Annotated in this window: 17 protein-coding genes; 13 read left to right on the forward strand and 4 right to left on the reverse strand. The window is 71.2% G+C overall.

What is annotated here, in order from left to right:
• Positions 1–62 precede the first annotated feature (62 nt).
• The 5 genes from IG94_RS0113140 (at position 63) to ccsB (ending at position 5,768) form a co-directional block, all read left to right on the forward strand.
• A complete protein-coding gene (locus IG94_RS0113140; RefSeq protein WP_031034950.1) occupies positions 63–1,382 on the forward strand; it encodes a polysaccharide deacetylase family protein in 1,320 nt (439 codons plus the stop codon).
• A gap of 66 nt (positions 1,383–1,448) precedes the next feature.
• Positions 1,449–2,084 carry a TlpA family protein disulfide reductase gene (locus IG94_RS0113145; protein ID WP_031034952.1) on the forward strand — a complete coding sequence of 212 codons (636 nt, stop codon included), beginning with the start codon at positions 1,449–1,451 and terminating at the stop codon, positions 2,082–2,084.
• A 1-nt stretch (position 2,085) separates the two neighbouring features.
• Positions 2,086–2,859, forward strand: a complete 774-nt coding sequence (locus IG94_RS0113150) for a cytochrome c biogenesis CcdA family protein (protein WP_031034954.1) — start codon at positions 2,086–2,088, stop codon at positions 2,857–2,859.
• Between the two features lie 3 nt (positions 2,860–2,862).
• Positions 2,863–4,632: a cytochrome c biogenesis protein ResB gene (resB, locus tag IG94_RS0113155; protein WP_031034957.1), complete on the forward strand. Its 1,770-nt coding sequence runs from the start codon at positions 2,863–2,865 to the stop codon at positions 4,630–4,632.
• Entirely contained in the window at positions 4,629–5,768 is a 1,140-nt protein-coding gene (gene ccsB, locus IG94_RS0113160; protein ID WP_031034959.1) for a c-type cytochrome biogenesis protein CcsB, read from the forward strand. Before resB ends, ccsB begins: the two co-directional genes overlap by 4 nt.
• Here ccsB and IG94_RS0113165 read toward each other — a convergent pair.
• Both IG94_RS0113165 and IG94_RS0113170 read right to left on the reverse strand, forming a co-directional pair.
• Entirely contained in the window at positions 5,750–7,153 is a 1,404-nt protein-coding gene (locus tag IG94_RS0113165) for a condensation domain-containing protein (RefSeq protein WP_031034963.1), read from the reverse strand. The two genes, ccsB and IG94_RS0113165, sit on opposite strands and share 19 nt — an antisense overlap.
• A 267-nt stretch (positions 7,154–7,420) precedes the next feature.
• Complete coding sequence (locus IG94_RS0113170) at positions 7,421–8,320, reverse strand: alpha/beta fold hydrolase (RefSeq protein ID WP_031034965.1); 900 nt, start codon at positions 8,318–8,320, stop codon at positions 7,421–7,423.
• A 312-nt stretch (positions 8,321–8,632) separates the two neighbouring features.
• Here IG94_RS0113170 and IG94_RS0113175 point away from each other — a divergent pair, with 312 nt between their 5' ends.
• Positions 8,633–10,501, forward strand: coding sequence for a serine/threonine-protein kinase (locus IG94_RS0113175; RefSeq protein ID WP_031034966.1), 1,869 nt, complete (start codon positions 8,633–8,635; stop codon positions 10,499–10,501).
• Between the two features lie 4 nt (positions 10,502–10,505).
• On the opposite strand, the gene IG94_RS0113180 is transcribed toward IG94_RS0113175, so the two are convergent.
• Complete coding sequence (locus IG94_RS0113180) at positions 10,506–11,360, reverse strand: LysR family transcriptional regulator (RefSeq protein ID WP_031034970.1); 855 nt, start codon at positions 11,358–11,360, stop codon at positions 10,506–10,508.
• 142 nt (positions 11,361–11,502) lie between these two features.
• On the opposite strand from IG94_RS0113180, the gene IG94_RS0113185 reads away from it, so the two are divergent.
• Together IG94_RS0113185 and IG94_RS0113190 are read left to right on the forward strand one after the other, a co-directional pair.
• Positions 11,503–11,865: a DoxX family protein gene (locus IG94_RS0113185; RefSeq protein ID WP_031034980.1), complete on the forward strand. Its 363-nt coding sequence runs from the start codon at positions 11,503–11,505 to the stop codon at positions 11,863–11,865.
• A 98-nt stretch (positions 11,866–11,963) separates the two neighbouring features.
• Entirely contained in the window at positions 11,964–12,371 is a 408-nt protein-coding gene (locus IG94_RS0113190) for a VOC family protein (RefSeq protein WP_031034982.1), read from the forward strand.
• Between the two features lie 26 nt (positions 12,372–12,397).
• Here IG94_RS0113190 and IG94_RS0113195 read toward each other — a convergent pair whose 3' ends face one another.
• Positions 12,398–12,709, reverse strand: a complete 312-nt coding sequence (locus tag IG94_RS0113195) for a PLD nuclease N-terminal domain-containing protein (RefSeq protein WP_031034985.1) — start codon at positions 12,707–12,709, stop codon at positions 12,398–12,400.
• A gap of 88 nt (positions 12,710–12,797) precedes the next feature.
• Between IG94_RS0113195 and IG94_RS0113200 the strand changes: the two genes are divergently transcribed.
• The 5 genes from IG94_RS0113200 to mqnE all read left to right on the forward strand — a co-directional run bounded on the left by IG94_RS0113200 (position 12,798) and on the right by mqnE (position 17,674).
• Complete coding sequence (locus tag IG94_RS0113200; protein WP_031034987.1) at positions 12,798–14,255, forward strand: menaquinone biosynthesis decarboxylase; 1,458 nt, start codon at positions 12,798–12,800, stop codon at positions 14,253–14,255.
• Entirely contained in the window at positions 14,252–15,157 is a 906-nt protein-coding gene (gene mqnP, locus IG94_RS0113205) for a menaquinone biosynthesis prenyltransferase MqnP (RefSeq protein ID WP_031034990.1), read from the forward strand. The genes IG94_RS0113200 and mqnP overlap by 4 nt, the downstream gene beginning before the upstream one ends.
• A 113-nt stretch (positions 15,158–15,270) precedes the next feature.
• Positions 15,271–15,924: a UbiX family flavin prenyltransferase gene (locus IG94_RS0113210; protein ID WP_031034992.1), complete on the forward strand. Its 654-nt coding sequence runs from the start codon at positions 15,271–15,273 to the stop codon at positions 15,922–15,924.
• An 83-nt stretch (positions 15,925–16,007) separates the two neighbouring features.
• The gene (locus tag IG94_RS0113215; protein ID WP_031034994.1) at positions 16,008–16,466 is read left to right on the forward strand and encodes an Lrp/AsnC family transcriptional regulator; all 459 of its coding nucleotides are present in this window, start codon (positions 16,008–16,010) and stop codon (positions 16,464–16,466) included.
• 44 nt (positions 16,467–16,510) lie between these two features.
• Positions 16,511–17,674 (forward strand): aminofutalosine synthase MqnE, encoded by a 1,164-nt coding sequence (mqnE, locus tag IG94_RS0113220; protein WP_031034996.1) that lies wholly within the window; start codon positions 16,511–16,513, stop codon positions 17,672–17,674.
• Positions 17,675–17,689: the final 15 nt, after the last annotated feature.

Here is a 17,689-nt window from a genome sequence, read left to right on the forward strand (position 1 = left end):
CCCGTTCGTTCGTCGTGTCCTCTCACCCAGTGACCACGAAGAACGCGACGAACGAGGTTGCGATGCGCACTTCCAACCGCACTCTCACCCGCAGGGGCATGCTCGGGCTCGGCGCGGGGGCCGCCGCGGCGGTCGGGCTCGCGGGCTGCGGCACCGGCACCGGCTCCGGGTCGGACGGCTCGCACCAGGCCGGCGACGGGAAGCCGTCGCCCTCCGGCAGCGGCAAGGCCCCCGCGAAGCCCATCGGCGACGGCTCCACGTCGTACACCGGCAAGCAGCCGCACCAGCCGGACGCGCCCGTGCCGCTGGAGCCCGGTCAGACGCCGCCGCAGTTCGTCGTCTTCTCGTGGGACGGTGCGGGCGAGGTCGGCAACGGCCTCTTCCCGCGCTTCCTGGACCTCGCCCAGGAGCACGGCGCGCACATGACGTTCTTCCTCTCGGGCCTGTACCTGCTGCCCGAGTCGAAGAAGCGCCTCTACGACCCGCCGAACAACCCGCGCGGCGCCTCCGACATCGGCTACCTCACCGACGCGCACATCAAGGACACACTGAAGAACGTCCGCCGCGCCTGGCTGGACGGGCACGAGATCGGCACCCACTTCAACGGCCACTTCTGCGGCGGCAGCGGCACGGTCGGCAACTGGACGCCCGCGCAGTGGCGCAGCGAGATCGACCAGGCGAAATCCTTCGTCAAGGAGTGGAAGACCAACAGCGGCTGGACCGACCTGCCCGCCCTGCCCTTCGACTACGACAAGGAACTCGTCGGCGGCCGCACGCCCTGCCTCCTCGGCCAGGACAACCTGCTGTCCACCGCCCGCGAGCTGGGCTGGCGCTACGACGCCTCCTCGCCCGGCGGCCGGCAGGTGTGGCCGGTGAAGAAGGACGGGATCTGGGACTTCCCGCTGCAGCAGATACCGTTCCCCGGCCACTCCTTCGAGGTCCTCTCGATGGACTACAACATCCTCGCCAACCAGTCGGTCAACTCGACCAAGGCCCCCGCCCACAACTACCCGGGCTGGCGCGAACAGGCCACGAACGCGTACATATCGGGCTTCAAGCGGGCGTACGAGTCGAACCGGGCACCCTTCTTCATAGGCAACCACTTCGAGGAGTGGAACGGCGGCATCTACATGGACGCCGTCGAGAACGCCCTCACGCACATCGCGCGGGAGAAGGAGAAGGGCGAGGACATACGGCTCGTCTCCTTCCGCCAGTTCACCGACTGGCTGGACGCGCAGAAGCCGGAGGTGCTCGAGAAGCTGCGGACCGTCGAGGTCGGGCAGCAGCCGGCGGGCGGCTGGAAGACCCTCCTCAAGGACGCCCCGGCCTCCTCCCCGGCCTCCCCTCCGGCCACCTCGGGAGCGCCCGCGAACGGCGCCTGAAATGGGGGTTTCCGGCCGTGAGGGGGGTGCGCAAGATCCTCGGAACGGACATGCGAAACTTTTCACATGAGTGCCGCCAGCCGCGCCCCCCTGCGCTCGGACCGCAACACAGCCCGCGCCCGTAGCCGCGCCCTCCTCGCCGCCGGTGCGGCCGCCGCGGCGCTGCTCGTCTCCGCGTGCGGCTCGGGCGGCACCTCGGGCGGCGGCGGCCAGACGGGCTTCGTCACCGGCTCGGACGGCATCGCCACCGCCAAGGAGGGGGAGCGCGCCGCCGCCCCCGAGCTGTCCGGCGAGACCGTCGACGGCGGACAGGCCGACGTCGCCGACTACCGGGGCAAGATCGTCGTACTCAACGTCTGGGGCTCCTGGTGCGGGCCCTGCCGGGCCGAGGCGAAGAACCTGGAGAAGGTCTACACCGACACCAAGGACCAGGGCGTCCAGTTCGTCGGCATCAACACCCGCGACACCTCCACCGGCCCCGCCCGCTCCTTCGAGCAGGACTACGGGATCAGCTACCCGAGCCTGTACGACCCGAGCGGCAAGCTGCTCCTCCGCTTCGAGAAGGGCACCCTGAACCCGCAGGCCATCCCCTCGACGCTCGTCATCGACCGGGAGGGCAAGGTCGCCGCGCGCACCCTCCAGGCGCTCAGCGAGGAGAAGCTGCGCAAGATGCTCGACCCCTTCCTCCAGTCGGAGAAGTGACGTGTCCGCGGTGATCACCCTCGCCGAGGAGGCGGGCTACAACGGCACGGTGCTCAACGGCGCCCTGCTGGTCGCCCTGCCCATCGCCCTGCTCGGCGGCCTCGTCTCCTTCTTCTCCCCCTGCGTCCTGCCCCTCGTCCCCGGCTACCTCTCCTACGTGACCGGTGTCACCGGCACCGACCTCGGCGAGGCCCGGCGCGGGCGGATGGTGGCCGGCGCCTCCCTCTTCGTCCTCGGCTTCACCGCCGTCTTCGTCTCCAGCGGCGCGCTGTTCGGCTACTTCGGCCAGACGCTGCAGGAGAACCGGGGCGTCCTGACCGACATCCTGGGCGCGTTCATGATCGTCATGGGCGTCTTCTTCATGGGCCTGCTGCCCTGGTTCACCCAGCGCGAGTTCCGCTTCCACCGGAAGCCCGTGAACGGCCTGGTCGGCGCCCCGATACTCGGCGCGCTGTTCGGCATCGGCTGGACGCCCTGCATCGGCCCGACCCTCGCCTCGGTCCTGGCCCTCTCCGCCGACCAGGGCACCGCCGGCCGCGGCGCCGTCCTGACCGTCGCCTACTGCCTCGGCCTCGGCGTCCCCTTCGTCCTCGCCGCGGTCGCCTTCCGCAAGGCGCTCGGCGCCTTCGGCTGGGTCAAGCGGCACTATGTCTGGGTGATGCGCGTCGGCGGCGTCATGATGATCGCGACCGGCCTGCTGCTGCTGACCGGCGTGTGGGACGGCATCGTGCAGTCCATGCAGACCTGGTCCAACGGCTTCATTGTGGGGATCTGACCGATGAGCACCACTTCGACAACCGGTCCCGGCAAGCAGCCCGGGACCGACGGCGACGACCAGGACCTCGGCGCCGCCGGCTCCCAGCTGTCCACCGCGCCCAAGGAGGAGGCCCCGAACCTCCCCTCCCTCGGCGTGATCGGCTGGGCCCGCTGGTTCTGGCGCCAGCTCACCTCGATGCGCGTCGCCCTGCTCCTGCTCCTGCTCCTCTCGCTGGGCGCGATCCCGGGGTCCCTGATCCCGCAGGACGGCGTCGACGCCATGAAGGTCGAGGAGTTCCGCGACAACCACGACCTGCTCGCCCCGGTCTACGACAAGCTCGGCCTCTTCCACGTCTACAGCTCGGTGTGGTTCTCCGCGATCTACCTCCTGCTGTTCGTCTCCCTCATCGGCTGCATCGTCCCGCGCACCTGGCAGTTCGTGGGCCAGCTCCGCGGCCGCCCGCCCCGCGCCCCCCGGCGCCTGGACCGGCTGCCGGCCTACACCACCTGGCGCACCGCGGCCGAACCCGAGGAGGTCCGCGGGGCGGCGCTGACGCTGCTGAAGAAGCGCCGCTTCCGCGCGGACGCCGCCGGGGACGCCGTCGCCGCCGAGAAGGGCTACCTGCGGGAGGTCGGCAACCTCGCCTTCCACATCGCCCTGATCGTGATGCTGATCGCCTTCGCCTGGGGCCAGCTCTTCAAGTACGAGGGCAACAAGCTGATCCTGGAGGGCGGCGGCTTCTCCAACACCCTCACCCAGTACGACGACTTCAAGTCCGGCAACCTCTTCGACCCGGACCACGACCTGACCCCCTTCAGCTTCTCCCTGAAGGACTTCCACGGCACCTACGAGCCGACCGGCCCCAACCGCGGCACCCCGCGCGTCTACGAGGCCGAGGTCACCTACAGCGAGGGCGCCTACGGCGCGGAGAAGACGAAGACCGTCGAGGTCAACAAGCCGCTGGAGATCGACGGCTCCAAGGTCTACCTCGTCAGCCACGGCTACGCGCCGATCCTCACCGTCAAGGACGCCAAGGGCGACGTCGTGATGGACAAGGAGGCCACGGCTCTGCTGCCGCTGGACTCCAACGCCACCTCCTCCGGCGCCGTCAAGGTCATGGACGGCTACCGCAACGCCGAGGGAACCAAGGAGCAGCTCGGCTTCAACGCGTTCTTCCTGCCGACCTACGGCGGCCAGGGCAGCACGATGCTCTCCACGTTCCCCGCGCCGATGAACCCGATGCTCGCGCTCTCCGCCTACCACGGGGACCTCGGCGTCGACGCGGGCTTCCCGCAGAGCATCTACCAGCTCGACAAGTCCAACCTGAAGGAGTTCAAGGACTCCGACGGCGAGCTGTTCAAGAAGCAGCTCAAGGTCGGCGACACCATGACCCTTCCGAACGGCGCCGGCACGGTCACCTTCGACGGCATCCAGGAGTGGGCCGGCTTCCAGGTCACCCAGCAGCCCGGCAGCGGCTGGGCGCTCGGCGGCGCCGTCGCCGCCATCCTCGGCCTGGCCGGCTCCCTGTTCATCCAGCGCCGCCGCGTCTGGGTCCGGGCCGTGCGCGGCGCCGACGGCGTCACCGTCGTGGAGATGGCGGGCCTCGGCCGCAGCGAGTCCGCGAAGGTCCCCGAGGAGCTGGGCGACCTCGCCGGAGTCCTGTACGACCGGGCGCCGGAGCCCGCCGCCCCCGACGCGTCCGGGCCGCCCGCCCCCGACGCGTCCGAGAACGACGACACCCCCGATTCCCCCGACACCCACGTCGTACCTGCCGAAGGGGCTGAGAAGTGACTCTCGCCGCCGCAACCGAGCTGGCCGCCGCGACCAACGAGAACCTCGCGAACGTCAGCAACACGCTGATCTACTCATCGATGGCCGTCTACACGCTGGCCTTCTTCGCGTACATCGCCGAGTGGCTCTTCGGCAGCCGCAGCAAGGTCGGCCGCACCGCCGCCGCGCTCACCGCCACCGGCGGGGCGAAGGCCGAGGCGAAGTCCGGCCCGGCCGTCACCGTGAACAAGGCCGGCGGCACCGCCGTACTGGAGCGCCCCGCGGTCGTCGTACGCAGCGCGTCCGGCTCGCGCGACGTGCCCGACGGGCCCGGCGCGCACGGCGGCACCGAGCAGGGCGACCTGTACGGGCGGATCGCCGTCTCGCTCACCCTGCTCGCCTTCGCCGTCGAGGCGGGCGGCGTCCTCACCCGCGCCCTGTCGGTGAGGCGGGCGCCGTGGGGCAACATGTACGAGTTCAACATCACGTTCACGACGGTCGCCGTCGGCGTGTACCTCGCGCTGCTCCTGCTGAAGAAGAAGGTCCGCTGGCTGGGCCTGCCCCTGATCATCACGGTCCTGCTCGACCTCGGCCTCGCCGTCACGGTCCTCTACACCGCCAGCGACCAGCTCGTCCCGGCCCTGCACTCGTACTGGCTGTACATCCACGTCTCCACCGCGATCTTCTGCGGCGCGGTCTTCTACGTCGGCGCGGTCGCCACGATCCTGTACCTCTTCAAGGACAGCTTCGAGAACAAGCTCGCCTCCGGCGGCACGCCCGGCCGCTTCGCCAACTCCGTCCTGGACCGGCTGCCCGCCGCCGCCTCCCTCGACAAGTTCGCCTACCGCGTCAACGCCGCCGTCTTCCCGCTGTGGACGTTCACGATCATCGCGGGCGCGATCTGGGCGGGCGACGCCTGGGGCCGCTACTGGGGCTGGGACCCCAAGGAGACCTGGTCCTTCATCACCTGGGTCGCCTACGCCGGCTACCTGCACGCCCGCGCCACCGCAGGCTGGAAGGGCCGCAAGGCGGCCTACCTGGCCCTGGTCGCCTTCGGCTGCTGGCTCTTCAACTACTACGGCGTCAACATCTTCGTCTCCGGCAAGCACTCCTACGCGGACGTGGGTCTCGGCGCCCTTCAGTCGGTGGGCTTCTGACCGATGCCGGTGATGACGTCCCGCAGCCGCTCGACGTACAGCCGCAGGTTCTTGTGGGCGATGTCGGTGTCCGGGTAGCGGCTCGCGAACCACAGCCCCTCCGGCAGCCGGGTCACCCAGGCACACACCTGGTCGCCGTACGAGACGCGGAGCATCGCGTACGCCGTCTGCTCCGCCCAGTCGCCGGCGCCCGGGACGTCGCGGGCGTCGACGTACGACACGATCGAGTACAGGTCGGGCGAGCCCGGCCGGAAGTCCGTGCCGAGCAGCCGCAGCACGCGGTCGATCGGCATGCGGGACATCCGCCGGTTGGCCTGGAGCTCGGCCCGTACGGTGCGCAGGGCGGCGGGGAAGTCGTGGGCCCGGTCCACCGGGACCTCGATCGGCGCGCCGCCCACGTACCAGCCCACGGACTCGGACCACTGGGACCGCGACCGGGTGTGGAAGGGCACGACCGTGCGGTAGACGCTCTCGCCGCCGATCTCGTGGACGATCAGCGCGGTCGCGGCCAGGACACCGACCAGGCTGCCGCCGTAGGGCCGGCAGTACGCCTCGAAGGCGGCGGCGTCGGCCGCGTCCACCAGCGGCTCGCGCAGCAGCCGCTGCTCGGGCAGCGCCCCGCCGGGCCGCAGGCCGAGGTCGACGGGGAAGGACGGCAGACGTCCGTCGCAGCGCCGGATGAACTCCCGCCAGCGGGCGACGATGTCGTGGTCGGCGTCGATCCGGTCCGCGTCCGCCCGCTCGGCCTCGCAGAAGTCGACGTAGGAGCCCACCCGGGGCTGCGGCACGGTCCGCCCCGCGATCCCGGCGGCGTACAGCTCGCCCACCTCGGCGGGGATGCGGTAGATGGAGTAGGCGTCGACGTTGCTGTGGTCGAAGGCCATGTAGACGCTCACGCCGTCGTCGCGGACGACCGCCGTGTAGATGAGGTTGGGCCAGCGCAGCGCGTCCGCGACCCGGTCGAAGCGGTCCTGGAGGTGGCCGGCGAGGTCCGCGGCGTCGGGGAAGTCGCCGACGTCCTCGCGGTGCAGCGACACGGCGTCCGGTTCGAGCGTGAACCGCCGCATCGTGTCACCGCTCTCCCCGCTCCACCGGAACCCGCTGCGCAGCGTCTCGTGCCGCAGGGTCCAGGAGCGCAGGGCCTCCTGGAGCACGTCCAGGTCGACCGCGCCCGGGATGTCGAAGGCCGCGCCGAGCCAGGTCGGCACGAACAGGCCGCCCTCGCGCACCGACCGGGCCGTGCGGATGTGCGACTCCTGGATGTACGCCGGCGGGCGCGCGTCCTCGGGCAGGCCCGCCGCGATGTCGAGCGTCCTCGGACTGAGCGTCCACTCGACGAGGCGTCCGGGCCGGATCTCGCAGCGCTGGATGTCGGTCATTCGCACGAGAGGGTCTCCGTTCGCAGATGTACAGACCCGACCAAGGGAATGCCGTCTTCGCGGCCCCGCACCTGGTGTGTCGGCACTGTTCAACGGAACGGATGGCCCCTCGAACGCCGATGCGGACGCGTACCCGGCGCCCCCTTCACCCTTCCCCCTCGCACCCTTCACTCCCCGGGTACGCGTCCAGCCGTACGACCCCGGGCCGTGGCGGGGGAAGCCACGGCCCGGGGCCGGTCCTGGGGGTCCTTGATCTCTTGACGGAGCGGGGACCTACTCGGCCTTCGCGGCGCGGGCGGTGACGTCCTGGACGGTCTTGACGGCGATGTCGGGGCTGTCGGTGTGGATGTAGTGGCCGGTGCCCTCGGCCATGGTGACCTTGCTGTCGGTGGACAGCTTCAGCCACTCCTGCTGGCCGTCGGCCCACATCTTCTCCAGGGCGGTCTCGTGCTCGGGGACGATGGAGTACTGGGACTCGTGCCGGAGGATCTCGACCGGGATGTCGCCGGCCGAGTGGACCGGGCCGTCGGCGATGACGAACTGCTCCGGGTTCTGGCCCTCGTTGGCGGCGATCGCGCCGTCCCGCACCTGGGCGGACGCGCCGGTGGCGTCGGCGGGGATGGTGGCCTTCATGTCGCGGGTGAGGTGGGGGATGGTGGCGTCGAGGAGGACCAGGCCCTTGACGCGGTCGGTGTGGTCGGGGGTGTAGCGGGCGGCGATGTTGCCGCCGAGGGAGTGTCCGGCCAGGACGACGGGGCGGTCGCCGGCGAGCTGGTCGAGGACGCCGGTGAGCAGGACCGCGGCGTCGTTGATGTGCTGCGGGGTGCCCGCCTCGGGCTTGTCGCTCTTGCCCTCGCCGAGGCGGTCGTAGGAGCAGACCCGGTTGCTGCCGCTCAGCGACTTCTGCAGCGCGGCCATGTTGTCCAGGCCCTCGCCGCCGCCGGCCATCAGCAGCACCAGGGGCTGGTCGGCGTCCGAGTCGCCGGAGCAGGAGACGTTGACCGAGTGGCCGTCGACGCGGATCTTCTTCGTACCCGTGAACGAGGGACCCGCGTCGGCGGCGGTGTCCTTGCCGTCGTCCTTGCCGAACTCCTCGTTGAGGACGAGTCCCGCTCCGGCCACGGTGCAGACGACGGCGATCGCGGCGACCGCCTTGGCGAGGGTGCGGAACATGGGGGCCTCCAGCAGGCAAGGGTGGGGTACGGATCAGGTGACGGGGGGCTTTCTCGGTCGGCCTGTCGTGCTCGGCGACTGATGAAGACTCTATGGATCCGGCGCTCCGGCATCGTCCCCCCGCGGTGGACACCTGGGCGTAGCTCCCCCGGGGGACAGCGGCGGTTCCGGTGTCGCCCGACGCCCCGTCCGCCCGACTCCGTGCGGAGGCGAAGCGCGGCGTCGAGGAGGAGATCGGCGGTAACCTCGCCGCGGTGCTGTTTGAGGGGCCGCGGGCCCCGGTCGTCATCGCAACGGGGAGACAGAGCAGACGTGTTGGAGCTGAACGGCAGCGGAGCCGGGCCACTGGAGGACGAGGACCCGCGGTGGATCGGGCCGATCCCGCTGGTCGGGCGCCTCGGCGCCGGCGGAATGGGGCGCGTCTATCTCGGAGTCCACGAGGGCCGGTACGCGGCCGTCAAGCAGCTCCTGCCCTCGGTCGTCGCGGAGGACAAGGACTTCCTGCGCCGCTTCGGACACGAGCTGGACAACCTCGCGCGCCTGCCCGAGGAGGCGACCGCGCCGCTGCTCGCGGGGGACCGGGAGGCGCGGCCGCCCTGGTTCGCGACCGCCTACGTGCCGGGCCTCACGCTGAGCGAGGCGCTGGAGGCGCACGGCGGCCCGCTGCCCGCCGAGGCGCTGTGGCTGATCCTGCGGGAGGCTGCCAAGGGGCTGGCGGCGGTGCACGGCCTGGACATGGTGCACCGCGATCTCAAGCCGTCCAACGTGATGCTGACCCTGGACGGGCTCACGCTCATCGACTTCGGTGTCGCGCGGGCGGCCGAGCAGAGCCAGCTGACCCGGACCGGCATGGTGGTGGGCACGCCCGCCTACATGTCTCCCGAGCAGGCTTCGGGGAGCCGGGCGTCCAGTGGTGTCGTGGACGTGTTCGCGCTGGGCTCGGTGCTGGCGTACGCGGCGTCCGGGCGGCCGCCCTTCGGTGACGAGTCGGGGCACGCGGTGCTGTACCGGATCGTGCACGAGGCTCCCGACCTGGACGTCCTGCGGGACCTGGACCCCGAACTCGCGGACGTCGTCGCGTCCTGCCTCGACAAGGACCACGAAGGCCGGCCGACCGCCGCCGAACTCCTCGACATCGCCGAGCGGCACGGACCGTACGAGCCCCCGCTGTGGCCGGAGGCCGTCACCGGGCTGCTGTCCGAACGGGCCGCCTTCGCCGGTACGTTGCCGGACGCCGCGGACCTGCCCGAGCCGGACGCGGAGCCGGGCGGCGGGACCACCGAGCCCGGCGAGGCGAAGCAGAAGGACCAGAAGGAGCAGAAGGAGCAGGAGGACCAGAAGGGGCGGAAGGAGCGGGGCGAGCGGCGCGGGCGCAGGCGGGTGCTGTTCGCCCTCGTCCCGGTCGTGGTGGTGGCCGGAAGCACGCTGGCCATCCAACTCCTGCCCTTCTCCGCCGACTCGGACGCGGAGGCGGGCACGGGCCCCACCTCCTCCGTGTCGGCCCCGCCCGCCCCGCAGGGGTCGCCGTCGGCCTCGGCGTCGGGCACGGGCAGCCCGACTGCGAGTGCGTCGTCCTCCGCCTCGTCCTCCTCCTCGCCCGGGGCGCAGGGGCCCGGCAGCGACAACGGCACTGCGGACGGGGGGAGTTCGGGGTCCGGAAGCGGTGGGGACGCGAACGGCTCGGCCGGATCAGCGGGTTCGAACGGCTCGGACGGCTCGGACGGTTCGAAGGACTCGGACGGCGGTGCCGGCGGCGGGGGTTCGAGCGGCTCGGACGGTTCGGACGGCTCGGCGGGGTCCGGCGATGCCGGTGCCCCCTCCTCCGGCTGGTTCGTCCTGAAGAACGGTGAGGACGGCACATGCCTCACCCAGGCCTTCAGCGCCGCGGACACCGGGTCCTGCACGGGCGCGGCGGCCCGCTGGACCTTCCGGAGCGGGGCGAACGGCGCGGTCAAGGTCGTCAACGAGTCCGGCTCCTGCCTGAGCGCCAACATGAAGGGGCAGGCCGTCTTCACCGCCGACTGCGCCTCCGACGGCACCGCGGTCCTGTGGCGGTCCGGGGCCGGCGGCACCCTGCGCAGTGTCTTCAACGACGGCTGCCTCGACCTGGCCTTCGGCTCCGGCGTCGACGCCCAGACCTGCGAGTCCGGGCAGTCGTCGCAGCAGTGGAAGCGGACCTGAGGGATCAGGAGGCGCCGTACGCCGTGACCGCGGTCCGCACGAACGAGCGGACCAGCGGGTTCGGGTCGGTCCGGGGCCAGGCCAGCAGCAAGGGGCTCGGCGGCAGGCCGGCCAGCGGGACCACGGTGAGGCCCTCGCCGGGCACGTGACCGGCGAGGGTCATGCCGACCGTGCCGTTCCAGAGGACGGCCTGCCGGCATTCCCGTACGGTGCGCACCACCGGCCCCCGCCGCGGCTCGCCGCCGTTCCAGTACGCCTGCCACGCGGGGTCCGTGCCCGCCGGGAAGCGGAACCAGCGGCGGTCGGCCAGCTCGGACGGCGTCAGGCTCGCGCGGCCGGCCAGGGGGTCGTCGGCACGCAGCAGCGCCCCCACCGGATCGGCGCGCAGCTCGTGCGTGCTCAGACCGGTCGGGTCGAAGGGGCCGCGGGTCAGCGCCACGTCGACCAGCCCGGCGTGCAGCCCGCACGTGGGGTCGGTCAGGTCGGTCTCGCGGACGGTGACCTCGACGTGCGGGTACCGCCGGCGGTAGGCGTCGGCCAGCCGGACCACGTCCGGGTCGGCGCTGTCGCCGAGGATGCCGACGGTGAGCGCCGTCGCGCCCGCGGCGGCGGCGACGCGGGCGCGTACCCGGTCGGCCCGGTCGAGCAGGCCGCGCGCCTCGTCGAGCAGTACCGCGCCCGCCTCGGTGAGCGTGACGCCGGCGGACGTCCGGTGCAGGAGCGCGGCACCGAGTTCCGTCTCCAGCGCCTTGATCGCGCGGCTCAGCGGCGGCTGGCTCATGTGCAGCCGGGCGGCCGCGCGGCCGAAGTGGAGCTCCTCGGCGACCGCGACGAAGTAGCGCAGCGTACGCAGCTCCATCCGGTTCACCCGCTCCTCACCGCTCCCTCTCCGCTGTCTCTCCTCTGCCCCTGCCTCTGCTTCCTGCGACGATACCCGTACGGTATCGAGTGCGCGGAACAGGTCTTGGACGCCCCCGGCGCCCCGGCGGTGGAATCGACGCATGAACGTCGCGTACTGGATCGTCGCCGGACTCCTCGCCGCCTTCTACCTCTACGGGGGCGGGGTGAAGGTGCTCCACAGCCGGGACCGGCTCCGGCCGATGATGGCCTGGGTGGACAGCACACCGATGCCCGCCGTCCGCGCCATCGGGCTGGTCGAGGTGCTCGGCGCGGCCGGGCTGGTCCTTCCGCCGCTGACCGGCGTCGCGCCCGGGCTGGCCGTGGCGGCAGCCGTCGGCTTCGCCGTCCTGCAGATCGGCGCGACCGCGGTGCACCTGCGCCTCGGGGACCGCCGGGTCGCCCTCAACCTCACCCTCCTGGTCGCCGCCGCCGGCACCGCGTGGCTCGCCACGGCTTCCCTATAGGCCGGGACCTGTCCCACATCCCTCCTAGCGTGGGGCCGCAGGCATCGACCGAAGGCGTCGAGCCGTGTTCACGAGCACCGACCGGCCGGGAGGCCCCCATGAACCTCGTCTCGATCCGCGTCATCACGGGCGACGTCGCCCGCCTCGTCGACTTCTACGAGCGCGCCACCGGACTGCGCGCGACCTGGGCGACCGAGGACTTCGCGGAACTGCCCACCGCCTCGGGCACCCTGGCGATCGGCAGCACCCGCACCGTGCCGCTCTTCGCCCCCGGCTCCGCCCGGCCGGCCGACAACCGCAGCGTCATCATCGAGTTCCTCGTCGAGGACGTGGACGCCGTGCACCGCAACCTGACCGGATACGTCACCGAGTTCGTCAAGGAGCCCACGACCATGCCCTGGGGCAACCGGGCGCTCCTCTTCCGCGACCCCGACGGCAACCTGGTCAACTTCTTCACACCGGTGAGCCCGGCCGCCGTCGAGAAGTTCGCCGGCGTCGCCCGCTGAGGGCCGCGGGCACGCGGCGGCGGCCCCTACTCCTTGTCCTTGTCCTTCTTGTCGTCCCGCTCCTCGTCGTTGTCGAGGGACTTCAGGAAGTCGGGGTTGTCGTCCGGCGCCACCCACTGCCGCCGGCCGCCGCCCTGCCAGGGGGACGTGCCGGCCGGCTGCCGCTTCTTGCCGGCGATGATCCAGGAGATCGAGCCGACCAGCGGGAAGACCAGCACGAGGATCGCCCACAGCGGCTTGGGCATGTGGCGGATGTCCGAGTCCTTCGTGCTGATGCAGTCGATGAACGCGTAGACGCTCAGGGCCAGGGGGACGAGGAACATCAGCACCCGGAGCATGGGCCTCTCCAGCTCAAGCGAGGGGTGGGGACGCGTCACGGGCCCCCAGGTACAGGGCCAGGGTAACCGCTCGGGGATACTGGGCGGCATGGCTTACGACGATCTTCGCTCCCTGCTCAGGGCCCTGGAGCGCGAGGGCGACCTCAAGCGCATCAAGGCCGAGGTCGACCCGCACCTGGAGGTCGGGGAGATCGTCGACCGGGTGAACAAGGCGGGCGGCCCGGCGTTGCTCTTCGAGAACGTGAAGGGCTCCGACATGCCCCTCGCGATGAACGTCTTCGGCACCGACCGCCGCCTGCTCAAGGCCCTCGGACTCAAGGCGTACTCCGACATCTCGGACAAGATCGGCGGCCTGCTCCGCCCCGAGCTGCCGCAGGGCTTCGTCGGCGTGCGCGAGGCCTTCGGGAAGCTCGGCGCGATGACGCACGTACCGCCGAAGAAGGTGAAGGCGGACAGCGCGCCCGTCCAGGAGGTGGTCCTCACCGGCGACGACGTGGACCTCGACCGCCTCCCGGCCCTCTTCACCTGGCCGGACGACGGCGGCTCCTTCTTCAACCTGGGCCTGACCCACACCAAGGACCCGGAGACGGGCATCCGGAACCTGGGCCTGTACCGGCTCCAGCGCCACGACAGGCGCACCATCGGCATGCACTGGCAGATCCACAAGGACAGCCGCAACCACTACCAGGTCGCCGCCCGGCGCGGTGAGCGGCTGCCGGTCGCGATCGCCTTCGGCTGCCCGCCCGCTGTGACGTACGCCTCCACCGCCCCGCTCCCCGGCGACATCGACGAGTACCTGTTCGCCGGGTTCCTCCAGGGCAAGCGGATCGAGATGGTCGACTGCAGGACGGTCCCGCTCCAGGTCCCCGCGCAGGCCGAGGTCGTCATCGAGGGCTGGCTGGAGCCGGGCGAGATGCTCCCCGAGGGGCCCTTCGGCGACCACACCGGCTTCTACACCCCGCAGGAGCCGTTCCCCGCCCTGAAGATCGACTGCGTGACGATGCGGAAGCGCCCGCTGCTCCAGTCGATCGTGGTCGGCCGCCCGCCGACGGAGGACGGCCCCCTCGGGCGGGCCACGGAGCGCTTCTTCCTCCCGCTCCTCAAGATCATCGTCCCGGACATCGTGGACTACCACCTCCCCGAGGCCGGCGGCTTCCACAACTGCGCGATCGTCTCGATCGACAAGAAGTACCCCAAGCACGCCCAGAAGGTGATGCACGCCGTCTGGGGCGCGCACATGATGTCCCTGACCAAGCTGATCGTGGTCGTCGACTCCGACTGCGACGTCCACGACCTGCACGAGGTCGCCTGGCGGGCGCTCGGCAACACCGACTACGGCCGTGACCTCACCGTCGTGGAAGGCCCGGTGGACCACCTCGACCACGCCTCCTACCAGCAGTTCTGGGGCGGCAAGGCGGGCATCGACGCGACGCGGAAGCTGCCCGAGGAGGGGTACACCCGCGACGGGGGCTGGCCGGACATGGTGCTGTCCGACCCGGATACGGCGGCGAAGGTCGACCGCCGCTGGAAGGAGTACGGACTGTGACGTCGGCTTCCGCCGCCCTGCCGCAGCAGCCGGGGCGCACCAAAGCGTTCCTGCGCCTGGTGATGATCGAGCACTCGGTGTTCGCGCTGCCCTTCGCCTACATCGCCGCGCTGACCGCGATGTACCGGTGGGACGAGAACATCCACTGGGGCAGGCTGCTCCTGGTCACCGTCGCCATGGTGGGCCTGCGCACCTTCGCGATGGCGGTCAACCGGATCATCGACCGCGAGATCGACGCCCGCAACCCGCGCACCGCCCACCGCGAACTGGTCACCGGCGCCATGTCGGTCAAGCACGCCTGGACCGGCGCGCTGGTCGCCCTCGTCGTCTTCCTCGGCGCGGCGGCCCTGCTCAACCCGCTCTGCCTGGCCCTCGCCCCCGTGGCCGTCGTGCCGATGGTGCTCTACCCGTACGGCAAGCGGTTCACGAACTTCCCGCAGGCCATCCTGGGCCTCGCGCAGGCCATGGGCCCGATCGGCGGCTGGCTGGCGATCAGCGGCGAGTGGTCCTGGGAGGCCGTGATCCTCGGCCTGGCGGTCGGCATCTGGATCGGCGGCTTCGACCTGATCTACGCCTGCCAGGACGTCGAGACCGACCGGCAGGTCGGAGTGAAGTCCGTCCCCGCCCGCTTCGGCGTCCCGGCCGCGATCTGGGGCGCCCGCGCCTGCCACACGGTCACCACCGCCCTGTTCGCCTGGTACGCCGTCGCCACCGACGCAGGCGTGTTTTTCTGGCTCGGCCTGCTGATCGTCGCGGGCGCCTTCGGCTACGAGCACACCATCGTCCGCCCCCACGACCTGACCCGCCTCAACAGGGCGTTCTTCTCGGTCAACGGCTTCATCGGCATCGCCCTCTTCGTGTGCGCGCTGCTGGACCTGCTGGTTCGGGGCCTGACCGTCTGAGTTCCGGCCCGCTGCGCGGCCACGTCCCGTGGACCCCGAGGGGCCGGACCGGTCCTGAGGACTGCCCCGTCCCCCGGTAGGCTCGACATGTGAACCCAGGACAGACGCACCGCGTGCCTTGGATCGTGGGGGTGTCCGGAGCGTCCGGCACCCCGTACGCCGCCGCCGTGCTGCGCGCGCTGATCGCCGCAGGCGAGAGCGTCGACCTGGTGGTCAGCCGGGCCTCGCGGCTCACCCTGCTCGACGAGACCGGCATCTCCTTCCGCGACGCCCACTGGCAGCAGGACCTGCGCGCATGGCTGGACCGCGGAGCCGACGGCAAGCCGGGCACGTTCGACACGGACGTCTCCGGCGTACGGCACTGGAGCGCGGGCGACCTCGCGGCCGGGCCGTCCTCGGGGTCGTACCCGACGAAGGGCATGCTGATCGTGCCCGCGTCGACGGCCTGCGTGGCCGGTGTCGCGCTCGGGCTGTCGAAGGACCTGCTCCAGCGGACCGCGAGCGTCACCCTCAAGGAACGCCGGCGGCTCGTCGTCGCCGTACGGGAGAGCCCGCTGGACGGCCGCACCCTGCGGCACCTGGTGGCGCTGGACGACGCGGGCGCGGCCGTGGTGCCCGCCTCCCCGGCCTTCTACGCGGGGGCGACGCACATCCAGGACCTGGTGGACTTCGTCGCCGGACGCGTCCTCGACGCGGCGGGCGTCGAGCACGGTCTCTACCGCCGCTGGCGCGGCGAGCTGGGCGCGGCCCGCCCGCCGGGCACCTGAGCACCATCCCCCCCCACGCACCATCCCCCACGCACCTTTGTTACCCACATCTTCAGAATTCTTCAGTGGAAGGCTTCGATCGCATGGACGCGGTGGACAGGCAGCTCATCCAGGCCCTGAGGGAGAACGGCCGGGCCTCCTACGCCGAGCTGGGGCGCCTCGTCGGGCTCTCGGGACCCAGCGTCACCGACCGCATCAACCGGCTGGAGGCGGCCGGCGTCATCACCGGCTACCGGGCCACCGTCGACGCCGCCTCGCTCGGCCTCGGCGTCACCGCCCTGATCGGCGTCTCGCTCTCCGACGCGGCCGACCACGACGACGTCGCCCAGCGGCTCAAGGAGCTGCGGGAGATCGAGGACTGCTGGTTCATCGCCGGCGACGACTCCTACATGCTCAAGGCGCGCGCGGCGGACGTGGACGCCCTGGAGAGCATCATCCGGCGGCTGTCGGGCACCAAGGGCGTGTCCAGGACCCGCACCACCATCGTCCTCTCCACGAAGTGGGAGAACAGGGTGGGCGAACTGCCCGAAGAGGTCCAGTAGCAGGCGCGTACTGTTGACCAGTCTGTCTCAGAAAGAGGTATCGCATGGACGCCGGGCTCAAGCGCGAGCTGGAGCAGAAGGTCCGTTCCGGTGAGCGGCTGTCCCGTGAGGACGGCATCGCGCTGTACGAGTCGGACGACCTCGCCTGGCTCGGCGGTCTCGCGCACGAGGTGCGGACGCGGAAGAACGGCGACGTCGTCCACTTCAACGTCAACCGCCACCTGAACATGACCAACGTGTGCACCGCCTCCTGCGCGTACTGCTCCTTCCAGCGCAAGCCGGGGGAGAAGGACGCGTACACGATGCGCATCGAGGAGGCGGTGAAGCTCGCCAAGGCGATGGAGGGCGAGAACCTCACCGAGCTGCACATCGTCAACGGCCTGCACCCCAATCTGCCGTGGCGCTACTACCCGCGCTCGCTGCGCGAACTGAAGGCCGCGCTGCCCGACGTGTCGCTCAAGGCCTTCACGGCCACCGAGATCCACCACTTCGAGACGATCTCCGGGATGTCCGCCTCCGACATCCTGGACGAGCTGATCGACGCCGGTCTGGAGTCGCTCACCGGCGGCGGCGCCGAGATCTTCGACTGGGAGGTGCGGCAGCACATCGTCGACCACCGCACCCACTGGGAGGACTGGTCCCGCATCCACCGCCTGGCGCACGAGAAGGGCCTGAAGACCCCGTGCACCATGCTCTACGGCCACATCGAGGAGCCCCGCCACCGCGTGGACCACGTGCTGCGCCTGCGTGAGCTGCAGGACGAGACGAACGGCTTCCAGGTCTTCATCCCGCTGCGCTACCAGCACGACTTCGTGGACATGAAGGACGGCAAGGTCCGCAACCGGCTCCAGGCGCGGACGCAGATGGCGACCGGCGCGGAGGCCCTGAAGACCTTCGCCGTCTCCCGCCTCCTGTTCGACAACGTCCCGCACGTGAAGGTCTTCTGGGTCATGCACGGCGTGCAGACGGCCCAGCTGGCCCTCCAGCACGGCGCGGACGACATGGACGGCTCGGTGGTCGAGTACAAGATCACCCACGACGCGGACGACTTCGGCACGCCGAACAAGCTGACCCGCGAGGACCTGCTCGACCTGATCCGCGACGCCGGGTTCCGCCCGGTCGAGCGGAACACGCGGTACGAGATCCTCCGGGAGTACGACGGAGCCGACCCGGCGCGTCGGGAGTCGCCGCAGCCGATGCGGGTCTGATGCTCCGCGGCAGTT

This window comes from Streptomyces olivaceus (genome assembly GCF_000721235.1).
GTDB classification, from domain to species: domain Bacteria; phylum Actinomycetota; class Actinomycetes; order Streptomycetales; family Streptomycetaceae; genus Streptomyces; species Streptomyces olivaceus.